This window comes from Fictibacillus macauensis ZFHKF-1, from assembly GCF_000269865.1.
GTDB lineage: Bacteria > Bacillota > Bacilli > Bacillales > Fictibacillaceae > Fictibacillus_C > Fictibacillus_C macauensis.
On record NZ_AKKV01000024.1, the window covers coordinates 116,701 to 136,572 of the forward strand.

Sequence of the window (19,872 nt, forward strand, 5' to 3'; positions counted from 1 at the left end):
CCTCAACGTAAAAAGGACCTTCTGCACGAAGATCCTTCTCTATGAATATTCTGTTCTCATAACATTCTTATATACGTTTAGCAACTGTTAGTGATCATGCATTTTTTCTTGTCTACCTTCTAATGGCGGGTGTTCCTCTGCTTTTCTCGTTGACTGTTTAAATCCCTGTCCTCTAGACATTGCTGAAATAAATACGACGAACACAAATAAACTAATTAAAAATGAAACTGCGAAAGCCGATAATACAATTGACATCTCTGACAGCCCCCAATGCGTAAATTGGTGCTGCAGAGCTACAGGCTTCCTTTGTACAAGTTGTAATCCTCGATGCTTTCAAAGCATTTTAGCCTGTCTCCAAGCAGCAATCCAAAATCAATATATGCATTTTTTTTCGCTGTTATGACTGTACGATCTTCAACAACTGACCGATTAACCCGTTTGCCCATCGGCCATTCTTGCAAACGATCGCTTTCTTCTTCACTAAGAGAGGCTGTATATTGCTTTTCTGCAAGAATACCTGCTCTAGCTGCCATTAAAACACCTGTACCAATAGCAGCCACACGAACACCATCTCGATTAAACGCCTTAATGAGTCGAAGCAGTCGAGGATCCGTTTGACTAATCGCTTGTCGTCCGCCTGGTAAGATTAGCATTTCGAAATCTAACGGATTAATATTTTTAAATTTAATAGACGGCTGGAGGAACAGCCCACACTCGCTCGTAATAATCCCGTGCGGCAATGAGAAGGTTAGCACTTCATAGTATCGACTGATAGCTGATAACGCCACCATAATCTCTACTTCACGAAACTGAGGATAGAGATACACAAGTACTCTTTTTTTCATGTCCACACCCTTTTTCTCATATGTACTTTTAGATCATGTTGCAAAAGCCTATATTAACATTTTAACAATAGCAGGTTTCCCTGTGTATTGGGAAAATATCTACTTTCTCACTTCTAATATACAAAGACTTCCGTAACTATTTTCCCAAAAGAAAAGAAGTGTCCATTTAAGAAGAACACTTCTCGGTTGAAACCATGCCTTATTTTCATGTAAGGACTATACGAATCCTTTTCCTTTTGTTAGATGACATGCGACACCCTTTCCAATCGCTCCGGGTATAGACATTTTTTTCACATACTCTTGACCGCGTGTACATGGTGTCTTACAAGCAATGCACGTCGCGCTTGTCACCATCTTTAACGTATGAGCATATTTATTCACACCATCGTTAGACGTTTTTTTCAATACTTTCTTTTTCGTAGAAGTTTTCGCCATCATAGCTCCCCCTTTATATCATGTTATGATAAATACTAGGGGAGCATGACATGACTAAGTAGCCTTTACATTAAAAAACCACCTTAATTACTAAGGTGGCTGTCGTCATTTTTCAGTTCATAGTAGGCACGATTACGATCCGCAAGGGTTAATATATAATCACTATCACGGCGATCATATGAGGCTAGAAATTCTTTTAGCGACATATTGTACTTATCCCACACAATGTCCATGAGCCAATGCTGGCTTACCTCAAGATACTCTCCATCAAAACGGTCAATTTTCACTGTGTTACCTAAATACATGCGAACACTCCTTTCGAAGATCATAGCATGAAAAGGTATTGCTTACGTTCAGCATACTATATAAAATTATAAAAGAAAACAGAATTTTTTTTGCAATTTAAGCATATGTAACAAAAAAGCTAAACGGAGGATCCGTTTAGCTTTTTTTTATAGTTCGCGTGCGCCTAAATAACGAGGTCCCCAATATGAGTTATGTAATGATGAAACACTAACACCATAAGAAGATGCACTATGTATAAAGTTGCTGTTTCCAATATAGATTCCCGCATGAGATGCTCCGCTTTTGTATGTATGGAAGAAGACAACATCTCCAACTTTCGGACTGCTTACACGTTTGCCTTTGCGATATAAATCGGACACTGTACGTGGAAGCTTCTTACCTGTTGCTTTATTAAACACATAGCCAATATAACCGCTGCAATCAAAACCATTAGGTGATTGTCCACCCCAACGATAAGGAACGCCCATATAACGCTTTGCTGTGCTTACTAACGATGAAGAATGTTTTTTTGAAGACTTAGGTTTCTTCATTTTAATACCCATTGCTTTGAATGTGTTTTTACCTACAACTCCGTCAGCTGATAGGTGATGAGATTTTTGAAACTTTATAACCGCTCTTTTTGTAACTGTTCCAAAATAATTTGTAGTATCGTCATTAAAATAACCTTTTTTCTTTAACAATGATTGTAACTTTTTAACGTCCTTGTTAGACATACCTTTTTTTAGCGTTTGATCACCAAGCGCCGCGTGACCAACAAGAGGATTAAAAGCCACTACTCCAACAAGTGCCGCCGCTGCTGCTACCATTTTTTTCACAGTGTGTTTCCCCCTAATATCTATATTACCAACGATGGTATAAATTTCTTAGTAAGTAATTAGATTATACAAACAAAATATGACACGTTTGTATTAGGAAGATTACAGATAGATTACAATTCATTTGTTTTCCCGCTAATATACGACAATAAACCTATATTTCTTCCATATTATGGATTATTCTTTTGCGTTTTTTCACTAATCTTGGAACAGAACACCTAGACATGTTCACAATACAAGTAATTTTACGTGTAAAAAAAAGAAGAGAACTACTCGCTCTCTTCTCCTTTGTTTGACGTATTTCCGTGTGTATTCATCATCTCATCTACTGATTGCATTCGATGGTCTTCAAAATGACGCTCACCCCTACGTTCGAATGACTCTTCTTTTGTCTCATACGTTGCATTATTTGCTGTAACTTTTTCTTGTGCTTCCACTGTTCGTTTTGCGTAAGGAAGTGCCTTTAATCTTTCATAAGAGATTTCTTCTCCCGTGTCGATGCATATGCCATATGTTCCCTTTTCCATGCGTTGGAGTGCCTCATTAACTTCCTGAAGAGTTTCCTCTTGATTTTCATCAATCGCCATTGCCACTTCGCGTTCATTCAGTTCACTCCCAATATCACCGAAATGATTGTCATATGAGCTGATTTCACCTGTGGATTCAGAAAGGCTTTCTTTTGGTTCGCGCTGACTTATTTGTGTCTCTAATTTTTGTTTCATATCTAAAAGTGTTTCCTTTAAGTTGCTTTGCTCTGATGGTGTTAGACTCATACTCATTTCCTCCTTATACATTACAGAAAGTATTCGTATTAATACTTACCCGAACTTGCTAAAAATAACACCTTTTGTGTTAGGCATAAACTTACCATTAAGGTAATAGACTTATGAGGGAAGGAGATGATTACGATGGATCACGGAACCTATCAACCGCCTCATTATGAAAATCGAGCGGCTGGTGACATGCATGAAAAGTGTAAAAAGCATATGCATTTTCATGTTATTATCGTCATGCATGACGGCTCAAAGGTAGAAGGAATTATTACGCATATGGATCATGAAAATGTGCATATGCTCATGCCTCAAGATATGCATGATGATCAACAATCTGCACAGCACAACATGCAAGGAATGCAACCAAGTATGCAAGGTGCTCCTATGATGCAAGGACAGGGAATGAATATGCAGAATATGGAGGAATCTAGAGCACCTGGTAATGATGATCGCTACTGGTATGGAAGATGGGGCTATCGGAGATTTTATCCTGGCGTATTCCCACTCGCAGGAGTTGCCGGTGTCTCGTTATATCCGTATTATCGACCTTACTATCCTTACCCTTATCCTCCTTATCCTTACTATTAAACCAGCTAGTTTAGCTGGTTTCTTTTATGTAGTAACAAAAATAAGGCGCCGTTTATGCTACATCATAAACGAGCGCCTTATTTATAGTGTTGCTTACTTTTCACGTATCAATTATCCCTTTCTTACTTTCAAACACACGCCTAGCATTATAGTTCTTGCTGACTTGCATCTTTCAGTTTATTTTTCCGTTGTGTTCCCACATACCCAACATGCGATAAAAATAGTTTCACAGGCTATTTTCATTCCTCATGCTATAAGTATGCTTCGCTTACCTTTGTCATTGGAACCACGTCCTAACATTCCATTATAACAAACACCAAGTATCAACGTTTTTCACTAAATAAAATACTTCACCAGACATTTTGAAGCTTCTTAAAAAGAAGTTTAACGTCCTGATTTTGACGACACATATTGTTTTACCGACAGCATGAATTAGGCTGTTGAACTTTATAAACGATCCGCTCACAGAAACAATATCTTACCATTCTCTCATTTCAACTTAAAACATGTCATAAGTTTTCTACTACACATGGTTTTGACATTTGGTTTTCATGTCAAGAAACGATTCAATCATCAACCTTACAAAACTTTATTCTTACAATGCTTCTGCAATGAATTCCCACATATCCACCTTCTGCAAAATCAGTTTTCACCGGCTGATTTTTTCGGCAATAAGGCTACTGATATGCTTCGCTTACCGGTTTCATTGGAATCACCCTTTCTTTTGTTTGAATGATTACATCATACTCTATGCACTGATATTTTAAAATATTCAGAATTATCTATATAATATGTTTTAGAGGGTATTTCATCACTTTAGCACGCTCATTCTCTTTTCTTTTTACAATTTCGCTTTTTTTCTTCAAATTTCTACATTTTCTTTTCACATTTCTTAAATACTTTTTAAAATGAGCTTACGACTTCTCCATTTAGGGGAAAATAAACTATAATAAGGAAAAATTATGTTTTAGACTGAAGGGATGGTCATGTGAAAAGAAAAGGATTGGCTCTCATTACAGCGATATCCATTGCATCTGCATTACTGTGGATCATTGGATTAGGCGCAGTTATTCAAAATCAATGGTTCAGACCATCAACAACAAAGCTTGCGCAAACGCCAACTCAACAAGGTTCAACACAGCATAAGTCGGCAGTAGTTATTGCTGCAATTGGTGACTCACTTACCCGCGGAACAGGTGATGTTGATGGTAAAGGCTATATCGGATCTGTAAAAGAGCAACTTCAAAAGAAAACAAAAAAACAAATTTGGCTCTCTAATGCCGGGATTAAAGGACAAACGTCCTCACAGTTACTGCAACAATTAAATCAGCCTCAAATTCAAAGAGGAATAAAAGAAGCAGATATCATTCTTATGACAATCGGTGGCAATGACCTTTTCCGTGGAGGCCGAGCACTTCAGGAGTTACAGAGTCAATCCATTAAAAAGGTAGAGCAACGATACATAAGCAATTTAAAGAAGATTTATAAAAAAATTCGCACTGTGAATAACACAGCAGATGTTTATCACATTGGACTCTATGATCCTTTTAGCGATTTGCGTCAAGCTAAGGCTACTTCTCATATTGTACGACAATGGAATTTTGATTCCGCGGAGCTTGCTGCCTCGTTTGATCGCATCGTCTATGTGCCAACATTCGACCTTTTTCAGCTGTCGGTAAATGATTATTTATATTCTGATCATTTCCATCCTAATCGAAAAGGTTATCAATTAATAGGTGAACGGGCCGCTTCTCTCATTCACTTTAGTGAGGAGGAGAAAAAATGACCTACGCATTATCGGTAAAAAATCTAAAAAAAACCATCGGTAAAAAAGAAATTATAAAAGGTGTCTCTTTTGATGTCTCCCCAGGTGAGGTATTCGGCTTTCTTGGTCCAAATGGAGCGGGGAAAACAACAACCATTCGCATGATTGTAGGACTCATTAAACCAAGTTCTGGCTCGATTTTAATTGGTGGTAAGGACCTACAATCTTCTTTTACAGAAGCGATGAAAGATCTCGGCTGTATTGTTGAAAATCCAGAACTTTATCCTTATTTAACCGGCTATGAAAATTTAGAGCACTTTGCTCGCATGGACCCGTCGATTTCAAAAGAGCGTTTACCCGAAGTCATTAAACTCGTTGAAATGGAAAATCGAATTCATGATAAAGTTCGAACGTACTCACTTGGGATGCGGCAACGGCTTGGCATTGCTCAAGCGCTGCTAGGAAATCCAAAACTGCTCATTTTAGACGAACCAACGAACGGTTTAGATCCTGCAGGCATTCGAGAAATGCGCGAATTCATTCGCTTTCTTGCAGTCAAAGAAAAGCTTGCGGTTCTCGTTTCTTCTCATCTGCTTTCTGAAATTCAACTCATGTGTGACTCTGTAGCTATTCTCTCAAAAGGTAAAGTCGTGTCTGTAGATTCTGTGCAATCGCTATTAGCTCGCCAAGAACGGATGATTTGGCACGTCTCTCCTCATGAAAAAGGTAAAAAACTTTTACAACAAGTGACATCTGTAGAAGAACACGATCACACCTTGCTAACACCTTATGATGAAACACTCGTAAGTGCTTGGAATCGAATGCTCATTGAACATGGTGTAGAAATAAAAGAAATGAAAAAAAGACTTCCCGCACTAGAAGATTTATTCTTAGAGCTAACAGGTGGTGAAACGATTGACTAAACTTGTGCATAATGAGTTATTAAAACTTTTTCGTAAAAAGAAGTTATTCGTTGCCCTCTTAATTGTTGCAATCCTTGTTCCTATGTTTACGTATGCACAATATGAGCAATCAAAAGCAACGATTTCTAAAACCGGTAATACGGATTGGCGCGCACGTCTGCAACAAGAAATTGTAGACACGACGAATCGCTTAGGTTCTAGTGGGATTCAGGGAGATTATAAGAAATTTTTAAAAATAAGGCTTTCGCAACAACAGTACTATCTTGACCATAACATTGATCCTAAAGCGCCAGGCGCACCAACTTTTATGCGTATTTTTCTTGAGAATGCCATTGATTTATTGTTGCCCCTGCTCATCATGATTGTCGCGAGCGATCTCGTTTCTTCAGAGCTGAGCGGTGGAACCATTAAACTCTTATTAACACGACCCGTCAAAAGGTGGAAAATATTATTAAGTAAATATATCGCTTTACTATTATCCGTTTCTTTCATCGTAACCGGCACAGCCATTCTAACATATGTCCTCTCTGGCATTGTCTTTGGTTATAGTGGATGGCAGTTGCCAATGCTAACGGGATTTTCCACGCAAGGTGAGGAGCTAATTACGCAAAATGTTCACTTGATTCCGCAATGGCACTATCTGTTTATGGAGCTTGGACTCGTTTGGTTTGTCTGCTTAATTGTCGGCACCTTAACTTTTATGCTCTCTGTTCTCTTAAGAAGCACAGCAGCAGTAATGGGTATTATGTTAGCCTCTCTCATTTCAGGAGCCATTCTTGCCAATATGGTTTCTTCGTGGGAAAGCGCAAAGTATTTATTTATGGTAAATCTAAAACTAACATCCTATATAAGTGGAATGTCTCCACCCATTGAAGGTATGTCTCTCGGATTTTCAATGAGTGTTCTCACGATTTGGGCGTTTGTTGCCCTCGTCCTCTCTTTTATTGTCTTTACAAAACGAGATGTATATTAAAAAAAGAGCGTTAACTGAAGTGGAGATTGTCCTCCCTACAGTTAACGCTATTCTTCCTATAGCTTACTGACTCCCGTCTTTTTCAATAAGAAGTGGCATTTGCTTTTCCTTTTTTCGCTTTACGATTAATCCAATAGTCACTACACCCGCAACAACGAGGAATTCAAATCCATATTTAATCCATACATTCATAAAATATTTTTCTAAAAATGGTTCTCCTACAATCATTTTTCCTGCTGTCCACGCAAGAATCGCTGCGCCTATTGTAATAATCCAAGGAAAACGCTCCATTAATTTCAAAAATAGTGTACTGCCCCAAACAACGATTGGAACGGAAATTAGCAATCCTAAAATGACGAGTAAGAAGTTATCTTGAGATGCTCCAGCTACAGCAAGAACATTATCTAGTCCCATCACAGCATCAGCGATAATAATGGTTCGAACTGCTGCCCAAATACTGCTTCCAGCTTGCACATCATGTTCTTTTTCTTCAATCATCAGCTTATATGCAATATACGTTAGAACAAGACCGCCACCTAATAATAAACCGGGAATTTTCAATAACCAAACAACTGCTAAGGTTGCCGCTGCACGAATGACAATTGCGCCAACAGTTCCCCATATAATAACTTTTTTTTGTTGTTCTTTTCGTAAGTTTCTAGCCGCCATCCCAATCACGATTGCGTTATCCCCTGCTAGTACGAGGTCAATAATAACAATTGATAATAAAGCCGTGAAAAATTGTGCTGAAAATACATCCACGTGCGCGTTCCTCCCTTTTGCCTTCTACAATACCTTGTAATCCAACATATACTCTACATACGAGCAGTTCGAATAATGGTTTCATTTTTTTTTAAGTCTTTGTTAGGCAAACATTGGAAATACTAAAATGAGGATGGATTGTTAAAGGAGTTACTTCTAATGATTGTATTTTTAAAAGAACTAAAAATGCGTTTTTTTGAAGATAAGGTGTTTGATCTTTCTGCGCAATTAGCTTACTACTTTTTAGTTTCATTGTTTCCTTTTTCATTTCTTGTCTTTACACTAGTCGGATTATTACCAATAAATGCGGCATCCATTCTTGATTTAATTCGCCCTTTTGCACCGCAACAAGCATTCGATTTAATTGAGTATAATTTAACAGCTGTTCTTCATCAAAATAGTAAAGACCTTTTTTCACTTAGTATTCTTATTACTGTATGGTTATCTTCAATAGGCATCTTAGCTATTATTCGTGTTTTTAATCAAGCTTATCACGTCAAAGAAAGTCGCCCTTTTTTGCGAGAATTACTCATTGGCATATTGTTAACGATTGGATTAATTTTTGCCCTTGTCTCAACCTTGGTCTTGCCCGCACTCAGTCATTCTGTGATTCGCTTTCTATCCACGATGCTTCATTATCAAGAACCGGCCCTTCATTTATGGAATGCAACGAAATGGACGTTAAGCTTTCTTATTCTCATGCTTACTTTTCTTACGCTTTATTCAGTTGCTCCGAATATGAGACTACGACTAAAGGACGTACTCGTTGGCTCTCTTTTTGCTACGCTCGGTTGGCAATTAATCTCTATAGGATTTGCCTATTACGTTACACTCTTTGATTATCGCCAAATCTATGGCAACCTTGGGGCATTGTTAACATTAATGATTTGGTTCTATCTTTCGGCCATGATATTAATTCTTGGTGGCCAAATTAATGCAGCCATTGTTTATTCCAAACGAAGAGATTAATCTTTACCTCATATAGGGAATTGAATGCTACTTTTGTTACGATTTTATTGTCAAAATGATCAATTTCTCATTTTGAGGTTTATTACTGCAACGAATGGTGGAATTTATAGAAAGGGCTACAAAAAGGATCGTAACGTGCCGAACAACTATGATTGCATGCCTTAGTCAAATGATGGAGGGTTTATGGGGACAGCTATAAAAGAACGAGATTATTTTTTCGATAATGCCCGCTTTATTTTAATTTTTTTAGTCGTACTTGGCCACTTTATTTCACCAATTAAAAGTCAAAGTACGCTGCTGACAACACTATATAACTTTATATATACATTTCACATGCCAGCCTTTATTTTAATTTCTGGTTTCTTTACAAAAGGTGTAGCGAAAGATGGCTATTTACTTAAAATCGCAAAAAAAGTGTTAATACCCTATGTCATTTTTCAAATCATTTATACTTTTTATTATTACAGCTTGTATGACTCACAATCGGTTAAAGTAAACGTCTTTGATCCTCAATGGACGCTTTGGTTTTTACTAAGTCTTGTCTTTTGGAATCTTTTATTAAAGCTTTTTGTAAAATTAACCTATCCATTGTTCTTTGCCATTGTTTTAGGAATTGCTGTCGGTTATAGCACACAATTAGGAACTTACTTAAGTCTGCAACGAACATTTGTCTTTTTCCCGTTGTTCTTGCTAGGTCATTATTTAACAAACCGAGATTTCAAAGCAATCTTCAAGCCTTGGATTAGAGTGCTAGCACTCATTTTTCTCTTTGTTTTGTTCATCTCTTATCACTATTGGATTCCAGATGAAGCAAAAGATTGGCTTCTATCCTCTTCCTCTTATGAAGAATTGCTTGGCAAAAAGGCGATTTATGGTGGGCTCATTCGGCTTGGACTTTATCTTGCCATGTTTTTAGCTACCTTTAGTTTTCTAGCGATCATTCCACGAAGAGAGTTTTTCTTTACAGCTTTCGGTGGAAGAACGCTTTATATTTATTTACTTCATGGCTTTATTTTAAAATTTTTATTTACAACAAAGTGGTTTTCCGCAATTCAAAACAATAGCTACTATTTCATGTTGTTCGTATTAGCGTTGCTCATTACATTAGTGCTTGCGAGTAATCCCGTTATTGCACTCGCTCAGCCCTTCATTGAACTTCGATTAACAAAGCTTCACCGTTGGTTTCAAAAAGGAAGAAAATAAACAAAAAACCACCCATTTTTCCTTGGGTGGTTTTAGTCGTTTATGCTTGAATAGCGTGTCGCGCTTCCACTTTCTTACCATTTTTCCATACCGTTTTCACATGGTTTACACCATAATGGTACGGCACATAATGATAATTAGGTGCATTCCATAAGACAACATCTGCGCTGCGTCCAACTTCAAGTGCACCCGCTTCATGACCGCGTCCAATGGCATAAGCCGCATTGACCGTCACCGCATTCCAAATTTCTTCTGGTTTTAACTTTAAGCGGAGAGCTGCTAGATTCATAATAAATTGTAGATTTTCAGTAGGCGAGCTACCAGGATTAAAATCAGTGGAGAGAGCGACTGCTGCTCCTGCTTCAATCATGTCGCGTGCAGGTGCAAAGTGATCTTTGCCTAAATAAAACGTCGTTCCTGGTAACAATACCGCGACTGTATTCGTTTTTCCAAGCTGTTGTACACCTTCTGGGGAAGCGCCAACAAGATGGTCAGCACTTGTAGCACCAATACTACAAGCCATTTCTGTTCCACCAAGCGGGTCAATTTCATCTGCATGAATTTTGACAGCAAATCCAGCTTCCATAGCCGCTAACAAAAACGTTCGCGATTGTTCTACTGTAAATACGCCGGTTTCACAAAAAATATCAACAAACTCTGCTAAGTTTTCTTCTTTAATAATCGGTAGCAAATCAAGCATATGTTGCAAAAACGCATCTGTATCTAGTTTGTAGGCCTCTGGTACGGCATGTGCACCGAGAAACGTCGAAACAAGATCAATTTCATGCGCTTCTTGCAGTCGTTTAACCGTCCGAAGTTGTTTTAACTCTGTTTCATGATCTAAGCCGTAACCACTCTTTGCTTCCATTGTCGTTACGCCGAAGCTTAAGCTACGATCTAGATGAAACATTGCTTTTTGAAAAAGTTCTTCTTCTGTTGCTACTTTTGTTGCACGAACGGTCGATAAGATACCACCGCCTTGAGCTAATATTTCTAAATAAGAAACACCTTGTTGTTTTAATGCCATCTCATGTTCACGAGAACCACCGAACACTAGATGAGAATGGGGATCAACAAGACCCGGAGAAACAATTTTCCCAGAACAATCAATGACTTCCTTCGCTGTCATGTTGCGAGCTTCATCAGACGTTCCTACAAATGTAATTTTTCCATCTTTCATACCAAGCGCACCGTTTTCAATGACAGGTAAACTAGCCATGTCATTTCCACGCTTCATTCCATCTGAGCCTTTGATCGCTAACAGTTGGTCAATTGAGACAAGTAAAGTATCGAACATATACATCTCCCCCATCTTTAAAGCATTGGCATATTAATGCCTTTATCCTTCGCTGTTTGTTTCGCTAAATCGTACCCTGCATCTGCATGACGAACGACGCCCATGCCAGGATCTGATGTTAATACACGCTCTAAGCGACGAGCTGCGTCTTCTGTTCCATCGGCAACAATAACCATTCCGCTATGAAGAGAATAGCCCATGCCAACGCCTCCACCATGATGAAGAGACACCCAGCTTGCTCCATTAACGGAATTAATTAAAGCGTTAAGAATTGGCCAATCTGCTACAGCATCGCTACCGTCTAACATGCTCTCCGTTTCTCGGTTTGGCGAGGCAACAGATCCACAATCAAGGTGATCACGCCCTATAACAATCGGAGCGGATAGTTCACCTTTAGCAACCATTTCATTAATAATTCTTCCAAATTTAGCGCGTTCGCCATAACCGAGCCAACAAATGCGTGAAGGTAAGCCTTGGAATTGTACTTTCTCACGAGCCATACGAATCCAATTACATAAATGTTCATTATCAGCGAATTCTCTTAAAATAACTTCATCTGTTTTGTAAATATCTTCTGGATCTCCAGATAAAGCAACCCACCGAAAAGGTCCCTTACCTTCACAGAAAAGGGGACGAATAAACGCCGGAACAAAACCAGGAAAATCAAAGGCATCCTTAACACCTTCATCAAAAGCTACTTGGCGAATATTATTACCATAATCAAAAACAATGGCACCTTTCTTTTGTAAATCTAGCATTGCCTGCACGTGAATAGCCATGCTATCTTTTGCTTTTTGAATATACGTATCAGGATCTTCAGCCCGTAATTTAGCGCCCTCTTCCATCGTAAAGCCAAGTGGTAAATAGCCATTTAGTGGATCATGAGCAGATGTTTGATCTGTTACGAGATGCGGAATTTCATTCATCTCTACCATTTTTGGCAAGAGCTCCGCTGCATTGCCTAATAATCCGATGGATAACGGTTTTTCTTCCTTCATTGCCTCTTTTGCAAGTGTTAAAGCTTCTTCTAGTGTTTTGGCCATCACATCGCAATATTTTGTTTCAATCCGACGCATAATGCGTGTTTCATCACAATCAATAGCAATAACCACTCCACCATTCATCGTTACTGCTAACGGTTGAGCGCCACCCATACCACCAAGACCCGCTGTCACTGTTAGCGTCCCTTTTAACGTATTGTTAAAATGTTTGTTTGCCGCTTCACCAAACGTTTCATAAGTTCCTTGTAAAATACCTTGTGTGCCGATATAAATCCAGCTACCTGCTGTCATTTGACCATACATCATTAATCCACGTTTTTCTAGATCACGAAACGTTTCCCAGTTTGCCCAAGCAGGAACAAGGTTAGAGTTCGCTAACAATACACGTGGTGCGTCTGGATGTGATTTAAAGACGGCAACCGGTTTACCTGATTGAACGAGCAATGTTTCATCACTTTCAAGTGTTTTTAAAGAGGCTACAATTTGCTCATAACTCTCCCAGTTTCTTGCCGCCTTACCAATCCCTCCGTATACAACAAGATCTTCCGGACGTTCTGCTACTTCTTGATCAAGATTGTTCATGAGCATTCGGAGAGCCGCTTCCTGCACCCAACCTTTTGTATTTAATTTAGTACCTCGTGGTGCAGAAATCTTTTGGATTGTATTTGACATCTCGTGTCCGTTGCTAACCGCGTCTTTAGGTTATGCAACGTACCTCCCTTCTTTTTTTAAAGAATTTATATTTGTACTTCTTCAGATGCACTCGGTGGATATAAAGAAAATAGATCTTCCAATGATACGTCAGCAAGCCATGCTGTCATTCGTTCAATATCGGTTGAAAATACTTTATCTTCTTTAAAAGGCGGACATATTTCTGACGCCTTTTCAAAAATGTGTCGTGTTTTTGGTGCTAATCGTTCTTCATCTCTGTAAGAAATCGCTTGCACGGCACAAATCATTTCAATAGCTAATACACGGCGCGCATTCGTTATAATTTGATAGGCATGTCTTGCGCCAATAGTACCCATACTTACGTGATCTTCTTGGTTCGCTGAAGAAGGGATTGAATCGACACTTGCTGGGTGTGCTAACGTCTTGTTTTCAGAAACGAGCGCAGCCGCACAATATTGCATAATCATGGCCCCAGATTCAAGTCCTGGATTTGGACTTAGAAAAGCAGGTAAGTCATTTAACTGTGGATTTACCATCCGCTCAATTCGACGCTCTGAAATGTTCGCAAACTCTGCCATGGCAATGCCTAAAAAGTCCATAGCTAAGGCAATCGGCTGACCATGAAAATTACCACCCGAAATTACTTTTTTGCCTTCGTCAAAAATAAGCGGGTTGTCAGTTGCTGCATTCATCTCAATTTCCAACTTTTCTTTTACATACCCTAACGCTTGCCAAGAAGCACCGTGCACTTGTGGAATACAGCGAATGGAATACGCATCTTGAACGCGCTCTTCTCCCTGAGTAGTCGTTAATCTACTTCCCTCTAATAAAGAAAGAATGCGAGCGGCCACATCGGTTTGCTCTTGATAGCCTCGTGCTAAATGAATGGCTGGATCAAAGGCATCTGTAATGGCTAATAATCCTTCCATTGTTAGCGCCGCAATCGCTTCTGTTTGCTTAGCTAGCTGCTCTGCTTCTAGATAAGCAACCACACCTTGTGCTGTCATTGCTTGTGTACCATTAATAAGAGCAAGCCCTTCTTTTGCAGTTAAAATTAAAGGTATAATATTTTCTGCTACCAAGGCAGCCATCGCGTGCTTGCGTTCTCCTTTATGCCACACTTCTCCTTCCCCAATTAACACGAGCGCCAAATGGGATAACGGAGCTAAATCACCACTTGCTCCTAGTGATCCTTGCTGTGGAACAATAGGTGTGATGTCAGCGTTCACAAGCTGAAGAAGCGTCTCAACAACAGCTGGACGGACACCGGAAAACCCTTTTAACAATGCATTAGCGCGGAGAACAAGCATAAGTTTACTAACTTTTTCAGGGAATGGCTCTCCTACTCCCACCGCATGACTACGAATTAAATTAAGTTGCAACTTCTCTGTATCTTCTGGAGCAATGTACACATCGCTTAGCTTTCCAAACCCCGTCGTAATACCATAAATAACTTCCCCTTGCTCAACAATACGTTCTACAGCTTCTCTACTTTTTTTCACATTCTCCATGCTATCTTGACATGCAGCAACCTGTTCATTGCCCACAACAATTCGTTTCGCTTCTTCAAGCGTTAATGAATGACCTGTTAACAGAATCATTTCATCCACTCCTCTCTCCTCTTAAACATCAAAAAGAGGCCGCATTTAACTAGTCACACGGTGTGTGAAAAGTAAAATACGGCCTCCTAAACACTACTTGCTCACTATAGGCCAACTTATATGTGGTTAATTCCTAAACCGATGGCTTCATGTTCTAAGCCTTTTACAGGAGCACCAATTGTTCCATAAAGTGCAACAGCAATCCACTCCCCTTCAGCTTCTTTCTCGTATGGCGTACCCCTTACGATTGAAAACTTTAGACCGACTGTTCGTAGCACTGTTCCAAGCTGCACTTGCCCTCGCGTCACACCATGAAGCGCTTCCATAATGGCATGATAAAGCGCATGTGTTTCGCGATAGACGGAACCATTGATGATTTCATTTTTTTTTGCGGCTGTTTCTATTGCAGCCACGACTTTATTCGATTCCATTGAGCCTACTTTACCTATACATTGTTGCCAACCGAGCACATCAACATGTGAAGTGTAGGTTTCATCTAAAACAGAAAGCATCGCTAGCTTTCCAATTAACTTTTCCTCTGAAAGCGACATCTAGATCACTTCTTTCACTATCAAGCACTAAAAACTAGAGAACTACTTTAAGTGTATTCGTTTACAAACTTTTCGTCAATTATCCTTCAACAACTTATTGCTTTATTGAAGCATTGAACAAAAGGTATAAACTAGCAATCTAGTGGCTATCCTAGTGGTAAATTAATAGAAAGTGAGTGTGGAAACTATGATACAAGTTCAGCGCATGATTGTCCAAACTACAATGTCTCGTCTTCCCGTTAAGCAAGAAAGTAACCAAGACTTTTTTATAGGCTACGATCATAAAGAAATGCCTTATCTGCTATTACCAACTGCACCAGGTTTACTATCTGAAGAAGAATGTTTCGCTCTTCCGTTTGAACGCGACCTCTATAATAGTTATAAATACACACTAAATTATGCTAAAACGATTGTGAATCTTGAAGAGCTTACCTTGTTTATTGATCATTTAAGTTTCTTTTTTGGTCCTGATCAAAATATGCTGCGCGTTTACTTACAAAGCAAGCACTATGAAACGTTTGTAGAGTGGAGTGAGGAAAAACAATCGAAAAAAATTCAAGAAGCATTGTTTAATTATGAGAATGTTTCCTCGTTAGAAGAAAAGAAAAAATATACAAACTTACTTATGCAACTGTTAAAGCGATAAATAGCGCATTACGCCGATCAGTAAATGGACTTTTAATGGACGAGCTATTGATACGCTAGCGAAATACCAATTACTGCACTTTACCAGCCACTTCTCACTGTAGAACACCGAACGGACTAATATTTACCAACAAAGAACTTATTGACTTCGACTCTTTTCGACAATATACTACAATTAACAAATTTATATGAATTTTCTTTCAATTTAACACCTTGGAGGTACGTATGAGCATCTTTCGAAAAAAGTCAATCACAGACATGCTTGCTCAAAGCCAGCAAAAAGGATTAAAGCGTTCTCTCGGCGCCTTTGATTTAACGTTACTAGGCATTGGCGCGATTATCGGAACGGGAATTTTTGTATTAACCGGTGTCGTAGCTGCTAAAGATGCCGGGCCTGCTCTTATTTTATCTTTTATTTTATCTGGAATTGCCTGTGCCTTTGCTGCTTTCTGTTATGCAGAATTCGCTTCTACGGTTCCGATTGCTGGAAGTGTATACACGTATACGTACGCCACGCTCGGTGAAGTATTTGCCTTTTTAATTGGTTGGGATCTTATGCTGGAATATTTATTAGCAACCTCTGCTGTAGCAACAGGCTGGTCCGCTTATTTTCAATCCTTACTGGCAGGCTTCAATGTTTATCTGCCCACCTCTCTAACCTCCGCGCCAGGAGCTGGACATGGGGGCATCATAAACTTGCCAGCGGTACTAATTATATTGTTAATTACCACTTTACTCAGTCGAGGCATTCGTGAAAGTGCCCGCGTTAATAATATTATGGTCATTATAAAGCTAACTGTCATTGTATTGTTTATCGTCGCTGGGGTATGGTACGTAAAACCATCAAACTGGTCTCCTTTTACACCATTTGGATTCGAGGGTATTGTAACAGGAGCAGCTACCGTCTTTTTTGCTTACATCGGTTTTGATGCCGTGGCAACCGCTGCTGAAGAAGTAAAACGACCTCAACGTGACTTACCACTCGGAATTATTTGGTCACTTGCTATTTGTACATTTTTATATATTGTTGTTTCGTTAATTCTAACAGGCATTGTTCCTTATACACAGCTAAACGTTGCTGATCCTGTTTCATTTGCGCTTACCTTCGTTGGCCAAAATACCATTGCTGGCTTAATCTCTGTTGGTGCAATTGCAGGAATTACAACCGTATTACTCGTCATGCTATTTGCCCAAGTGCGGGTATCTTACGCGATGAGTCGTGATGGATTATTGCCTCGCATGTTAAGCAGTGTTCATCCAACGTTAAAAACACCCTTTAAAAACACATGGATTACAGGCTTTGTCGCTGCTTTTATCGCTGGTTTTATTGATTTAGAAACGCTAGCTCATTTAGTAAATATGGGAACATTATCTGCTTTTTCATTAGTAGCAATCGCCGTACTCGTTTTACGAAAAACACATCCAACGTTAGAACGTGCGTTTAAAGCTCCATTTGTACCTGTTTTACCAATCCTTACTGTACTATTTTGTCTCTACCTTATGATTTCTTTACCAGGTATTACATGGATTTCATTTGTTATTTGGCTAACGATTGGAGCCCTTGTCTATTTTGTTTATGCTCGCAAACGAAGTACATTAAACAAGTCATAATAAAAAACAAGCGAACGAAAAGTTTTCGTTCGCTTGTTCTATTCAACCTGTAAATAACTCACCATCTGGATAACGAATATTTGCTTTTTGTGGCCGAGCTAGCGAAAAAGCAAGAGTTAATGGCCCAATTTTCCCTAAGAACATAATACAAATAATCACACACTTCCCAAACAGTGAAAGAGTCGCAGTGAAATTCATCGTTAGTCCTACTGTACCAAAAGCCGAAGCAACCTCAAATAAAATCGTCATGAGCGGCGCGTGCTCACTCATCGTCAGTAGCAACGTTCCAACAAACACGAGCATCATACTTAACGTCGCAATAGCAAGTGCTCGCAGAATGACCGCATTTCGAATCGTTCGCTTCATAATTGTAGTATGTTCTTTTCCTCGGAGAAAGGTAATTACGGCAAAGAGTATAACGATAAACGTTGTTAATTTAATTCCTCCACCCGTGGAAGTACTACCCGCACCAATGAACATTAGAATAACCATTAACAAAGCAGAATCTTGCCTCATACTTCCAATATCAATTGTGTTAAAACCTGCTGTTCGAGGAGAAATTCCTTGAAAATAAGCAGCCCACAACTTATCGGTTGGCGAAAGCGCACCGAGCGTATGTGGATTATTGTATTCAAATAAATAAATTAGTACGACAGCAACAACGTTTACAGCAAATGTACTAATGATCATAACCTTTGAGTGCAATGAAAGGTTGCGCCATTCTCTGCTATACCAAAGATCTACTAATACCGTAAAGCCAAGACCCCCTGTCATAATAAGAAGAGTAATAACAAGGTTAACTGTTGGATCGCCAACATAACGTGTTAGATTATCAGGCCATAAGCCGAATCCAGCATTGTTATAGGCAGCAATTGTATGAAAAATACTATAGTATATTCCTTTTGCAAAACCGAGATCTGGTACCCAACGAATGGATAAAAACAGTACAGCAATCGCTTCTATTGATATAGAAAATAACAATAAGTTACGAACGAGGCGAATGACGCCCCCAATCGAAGGTTGATTGAGCGCCTCTTGCATAATAAGCCGCTGCTTAATCCCGATTTTTTTTCCAAGCATTATAACAACGAGAATGGCAAATGACATAATACCAATCCCACCGACTTGAATTAAAAACAAAATAACAACCTGCCCAAAAATCGTAAACGTCGAGCCCGGATCGACCGTAACAAGCCCTGTTACCGTTGCTGCTGAGACTGCTGTAAAAAACGCATCAATCCAATCAATGCCTTTTACTGTGGAAATTGGTAGTTTCAATAAACAACCACCAACGACAACTAGCGTAAGGAAGATTAATGCTACGGTTTGTGGAGGAGTTAACTTGATCGGTCTATATAGAAAAGATTTTCGTTTTTCACTAGTGGAAAAGCCCACAACCTACACTCCTTCATGTTGGAAACGAGCAAGATCCTTGTTTTGTCCGATGACAACAAGAACGTCTCCAGGTTTTAAAACAACGTCAGCAATTGGTGAAACAAGAATATCATTATCTTGTTTAATCGCTACGATATTACAGCCGTATTTTGCTCGTACATCGAGTTCGGTTAACGTTTGCCCTGCAAGTTTCGTTGTGACGCCCACCTCTATTATGCTATGTTCATTTGATAGTTCAATAAAATCAATAATTTTATCGGACGTAATGAGCTGTGCAACGCGTAACGCCATATCTCGCTCTGGATGAATAATCCGGTCCGCACCTAACTTTTCTAATACTTTATGATGATAGTCATTTTGAGCTTTCACCCATACTTTAGCTACGCCTGCTTCTTTAAGAAGAAGGGTCGTTAGTATACTTGATTGAATATCTTCTCCTATGGACACAATGACATGATCAAAATTCCGGATACCTAGTGCCACTAAGGCTTTTTCGTCTGTTGAGTTCGCCTGTACCGCCTGCGTAGCGATATTGGCATATTCATTAACACGCTCTAGATCGCGGTCAATTGCCATCACTTCGTAACCCATCTTCGCAAACTCCTTACAAATACTGCCGCCGAATCGACCTAAGCCAATTACAGCAAATTGCTTGTCCATTCTATTCTCTCCTTAAGGTTCTATTCGTTGAAACAATAAAAAAAGACCATTACAAATAATGGTCAGTTACATGCTCAACTGT

The 19,872-nt window shown here is 39.2% G+C and carries 21 protein-coding genes; 8 read left to right on the plus strand and 13 right to left on the minus strand.

Features of this window, described 5'->3' with window-relative positions:
- Nucleotides 1-87: 87 nt before the first annotated feature.
- The 6 genes from A374_RS20560 to A374_RS08025 form a co-directional block, all read right to left on the minus strand.
- The gene (locus tag A374_RS20560; RefSeq protein WP_156793174.1) at nt 88-255 is read right to left on the minus strand and encodes a hypothetical protein; all 168 of its coding nucleotides are present in this window, start codon (nt 253-255) and stop codon (nt 88-90) included.
- A 38-nt stretch (nt 256-293) separates the two neighbouring features.
- Complete coding sequence (locus tag A374_RS08005) at nt 294-845, minus strand: DJ-1/PfpI family protein (protein ID WP_040340438.1); 552 nt, start codon at nt 843-845, stop codon at nt 294-296.
- Nucleotides 846-1,061: 216 nt separating this feature from the next.
- Nucleotides 1,062-1,280 (minus strand): hypothetical protein, encoded by a 219-nt coding sequence (locus A374_RS08010; RefSeq protein WP_007201700.1) that lies wholly within the window; start codon nt 1,278-1,280, stop codon nt 1,062-1,064.
- An 83-nt stretch (nt 1,281-1,363) separates the two neighbouring features.
- Nucleotides 1,364-1,585, minus strand: coding sequence for a hypothetical protein (locus tag A374_RS08015; RefSeq protein ID WP_007201701.1), 222 nt, complete (start codon nt 1,583-1,585; stop codon nt 1,364-1,366).
- Between the two features lie 147 nt (nt 1,586-1,732).
- Nucleotides 1,733-2,392, minus strand: a complete 660-nt coding sequence (locus tag A374_RS08020) for a C40 family peptidase (protein ID WP_156793184.1) — start codon at nt 2,390-2,392, stop codon at nt 1,733-1,735.
- Between the two features lie 278 nt (nt 2,393-2,670).
- The gene (locus A374_RS08025) at nt 2,671-3,174 is read right to left on the minus strand and encodes a TraR/DksA C4-type zinc finger protein (protein ID WP_007201703.1); all 504 of its coding nucleotides are present in this window, start codon (nt 3,172-3,174) and stop codon (nt 2,671-2,673) included.
- A gap of 135 nt (nt 3,175-3,309) precedes the next feature.
- Here A374_RS08025 and A374_RS08030 point away from each other — a divergent pair, with 135 nt between their 5' ends.
- The 4 genes from A374_RS08030 to A374_RS08045 all read left to right on the plus strand — a co-directional run bounded on the left by A374_RS08030 (nt 3,310) and on the right by A374_RS08045 (nt 7,423).
- Nucleotides 3,310-3,762, plus strand: coding sequence for a hypothetical protein (locus A374_RS08030; RefSeq protein ID WP_007201704.1), 453 nt, complete (start codon nt 3,310-3,312; stop codon nt 3,760-3,762).
- Nucleotides 3,763-4,750: 988 nt separating this feature from the next.
- Nucleotides 4,751-5,548 (plus strand): GDSL-type esterase/lipase family protein, encoded by a 798-nt coding sequence (locus A374_RS08035; protein ID WP_007201705.1) that lies wholly within the window; start codon nt 4,751-4,753, stop codon nt 5,546-5,548.
- Nucleotides 5,545-6,450 carry an ABC transporter ATP-binding protein gene (locus A374_RS08040; RefSeq protein ID WP_007201706.1) on the plus strand — a complete coding sequence of 302 codons (906 nt, stop codon included), beginning with the start codon at nt 5,545-5,547 and terminating at the stop codon, nt 6,448-6,450. Before A374_RS08035 ends, A374_RS08040 begins: the two co-directional genes overlap by 4 nt.
- Complete coding sequence (locus A374_RS08045; protein WP_007201707.1) at nt 6,443-7,423, plus strand: ABC transporter permease; 981 nt, start codon at nt 6,443-6,445, stop codon at nt 7,421-7,423. The genes A374_RS08040 and A374_RS08045 overlap by 8 nt, the downstream gene beginning before the upstream one ends.
- 63 nt (nt 7,424-7,486) lie before the next feature.
- Here the strand turns inward: A374_RS08045 and A374_RS08050 are convergent, their stop codons facing one another.
- On the minus strand, nt 7,487-8,185 hold the full coding sequence (locus A374_RS08050; protein WP_007201708.1) for a TerC family protein: 699 nt from the start codon (nt 8,183-8,185) through the stop codon (nt 7,487-7,489).
- A 159-nt stretch (nt 8,186-8,344) separates the two neighbouring features.
- Between A374_RS08050 and A374_RS08055 the strand changes: the two genes are divergently transcribed.
- Complete coding sequence (locus A374_RS08055) at nt 8,345-9,154, plus strand: YihY/virulence factor BrkB family protein (RefSeq protein WP_007201709.1); 810 nt, start codon at nt 8,345-8,347, stop codon at nt 9,152-9,154.
- 183 nt (nt 9,155-9,337) lie between these two features.
- Nucleotides 9,338-10,357 carry an acyltransferase family protein gene (locus A374_RS08060; RefSeq protein ID WP_007201710.1) on the plus strand — a complete coding sequence of 340 codons (1,020 nt, stop codon included), beginning with the start codon at nt 9,338-9,340 and terminating at the stop codon, nt 10,355-10,357.
- A gap of 40 nt (nt 10,358-10,397) precedes the next feature.
- On the opposite strand, the gene hutI is transcribed toward A374_RS08060, so the two are convergent.
- The 4 genes from hutI to hutP form a co-directional block, all read right to left on the minus strand.
- Nucleotides 10,398-11,654: an imidazolonepropionase gene (gene hutI, locus A374_RS08065; RefSeq protein ID WP_007201711.1), complete on the minus strand. Its 1,257-nt coding sequence runs from the start codon at nt 11,652-11,654 to the stop codon at nt 10,398-10,400.
- A gap of 17 nt (nt 11,655-11,671) precedes the next feature.
- Nucleotides 11,672-13,327: a urocanate hydratase gene (gene hutU, locus A374_RS08070; RefSeq protein WP_007201712.1), complete on the minus strand. Its 1,656-nt coding sequence runs from the start codon at nt 13,325-13,327 to the stop codon at nt 11,672-11,674.
- Between the two features lie 65 nt (nt 13,328-13,392).
- A complete protein-coding gene (gene hutH, locus A374_RS08075; protein WP_007201713.1) occupies nt 13,393-14,928 on the minus strand; it encodes a histidine ammonia-lyase in 1,536 nt (511 codons plus the stop codon).
- A 116-nt stretch (nt 14,929-15,044) separates the two neighbouring features.
- Nucleotides 15,045-15,479, minus strand: coding sequence for a histidine utilization transcription antiterminator HutP (gene hutP / locus A374_RS08080; RefSeq protein ID WP_007201714.1), 435 nt, complete (start codon nt 15,477-15,479; stop codon nt 15,045-15,047).
- 178 nt (nt 15,480-15,657) lie between these two features.
- On the opposite strand from hutP, the gene A374_RS08085 reads away from it, so the two are divergent.
- Nucleotides 15,658-16,125, plus strand: a complete 468-nt coding sequence (locus tag A374_RS08085; protein WP_156793175.1) for a hypothetical protein — start codon at nt 15,658-15,660, stop codon at nt 16,123-16,125.
- Between the two features lie 224 nt (nt 16,126-16,349).
- Nucleotides 16,350-17,735, plus strand: a complete 1,386-nt coding sequence (bcaP, locus tag A374_RS08090) for a branched-chain amino acid transporter BcaP (RefSeq protein WP_007201716.1) — start codon at nt 16,350-16,352, stop codon at nt 17,733-17,735.
- A gap of 42 nt (nt 17,736-17,777) precedes the next feature.
- Here bcaP and A374_RS08095 read toward each other — a convergent pair whose 3' ends face one another.
- Both A374_RS08095 and A374_RS08100 read right to left on the minus strand, forming a co-directional pair.
- Complete coding sequence (locus A374_RS08095; protein WP_007201717.1) at nt 17,778-19,130, minus strand: TrkH family potassium uptake protein; 1,353 nt, start codon at nt 19,128-19,130, stop codon at nt 17,778-17,780.
- A 3-nt stretch (nt 19,131-19,133) separates the two neighbouring features.
- The gene (locus A374_RS08100; protein WP_007201718.1) at nt 19,134-19,790 is read right to left on the minus strand and encodes a potassium channel family protein; all 657 of its coding nucleotides are present in this window, start codon (nt 19,788-19,790) and stop codon (nt 19,134-19,136) included.
- Between the last annotated feature and the right edge of the window lie 82 nt (nt 19,791-19,872).

Excerpts from the sequence above, each read along its gene's own strand:
- A374_RS20560 (WP_156793174.1), bottom strand. The coding sequence starts at position 255 with ATGTCAATTGTATTATCGGCTTTCGCAGTTTCATTTTTAATTAGTTTA.
- A374_RS08005 (WP_040340438.1), bottom strand. The coding sequence starts at position 845 with ATGAAAAAAAGAGTACTTGTGTATCTCTATCCTCAGTTTCGTGAAGTA.
- A374_RS08010 (WP_007201700.1), bottom strand. The coding sequence starts at position 1,280 with ATGGCGAAAACTTCTACGAAAAAGAAAGTATTGAAAAAAACGTCTAAC.
- A374_RS08015 (WP_007201701.1), bottom strand. The coding sequence starts at position 1,585 with ATGTATTTAGGTAACACAGTGAAAATTGACCGTTTTGATGGAGAGTAT.
- A374_RS08020 (WP_156793184.1), bottom strand. The coding sequence starts at position 2,392 with ATGGTAGCAGCAGCGGCGGCACTTGTTGGAGTAGTGGCTTTTAATCCT.
- A374_RS08025 (WP_007201703.1), bottom strand. The coding sequence starts at position 3,174 with ATGAGTCTAACACCATCAGAGCAAAGCAACTTAAAGGAAACACTTTTA.
- A374_RS08030 (WP_007201704.1), top strand. The coding sequence starts at position 3,310 with ATGGATCACGGAACCTATCAACCGCCTCATTATGAAAATCGAGCGGCT.
- A374_RS08040 (WP_007201706.1), top strand. The coding sequence starts at position 5,545 with ATGACCTACGCATTATCGGTAAAAAATCTAAAAAAAACCATCGGTAAA.
- A374_RS08055 (WP_007201709.1), top strand. The coding sequence starts at position 8,345 with ATGATTGTATTTTTAAAAGAACTAAAAATGCGTTTTTTTGAAGATAAG.
- A374_RS08060 (WP_007201710.1), top strand. The coding sequence starts at position 9,338 with ATGGGGACAGCTATAAAAGAACGAGATTATTTTTTCGATAATGCCCGC.
- hutI (WP_007201711.1), bottom strand. The coding sequence starts at position 11,654 with ATGTTCGATACTTTACTTGTCTCAATTGACCAACTGTTAGCGATCAAA.
- hutU (WP_007201712.1), bottom strand. The coding sequence starts at position 13,327 with ATGTCAAATACAATCCAAAAGATTTCTGCACCACGAGGTACTAAATTA.
- hutH (WP_007201713.1), bottom strand. The coding sequence starts at position 14,928 with ATGATTCTGTTAACAGGTCATTCATTAACGCTTGAAGAAGCGAAACGA.
- hutP (WP_007201714.1), bottom strand. The coding sequence starts at position 15,479 with ATGTCGCTTTCAGAGGAAAAGTTAATTGGAAAGCTAGCGATGCTTTCT.
- bcaP (WP_007201716.1), top strand. The coding sequence starts at position 16,350 with ATGAGCATCTTTCGAAAAAAGTCAATCACAGACATGCTTGCTCAAAGC.
- A374_RS08100 (WP_007201718.1), bottom strand. The coding sequence starts at position 19,790 with ATGGACAAGCAATTTGCTGTAATTGGCTTAGGTCGATTCGGCGGCAGT.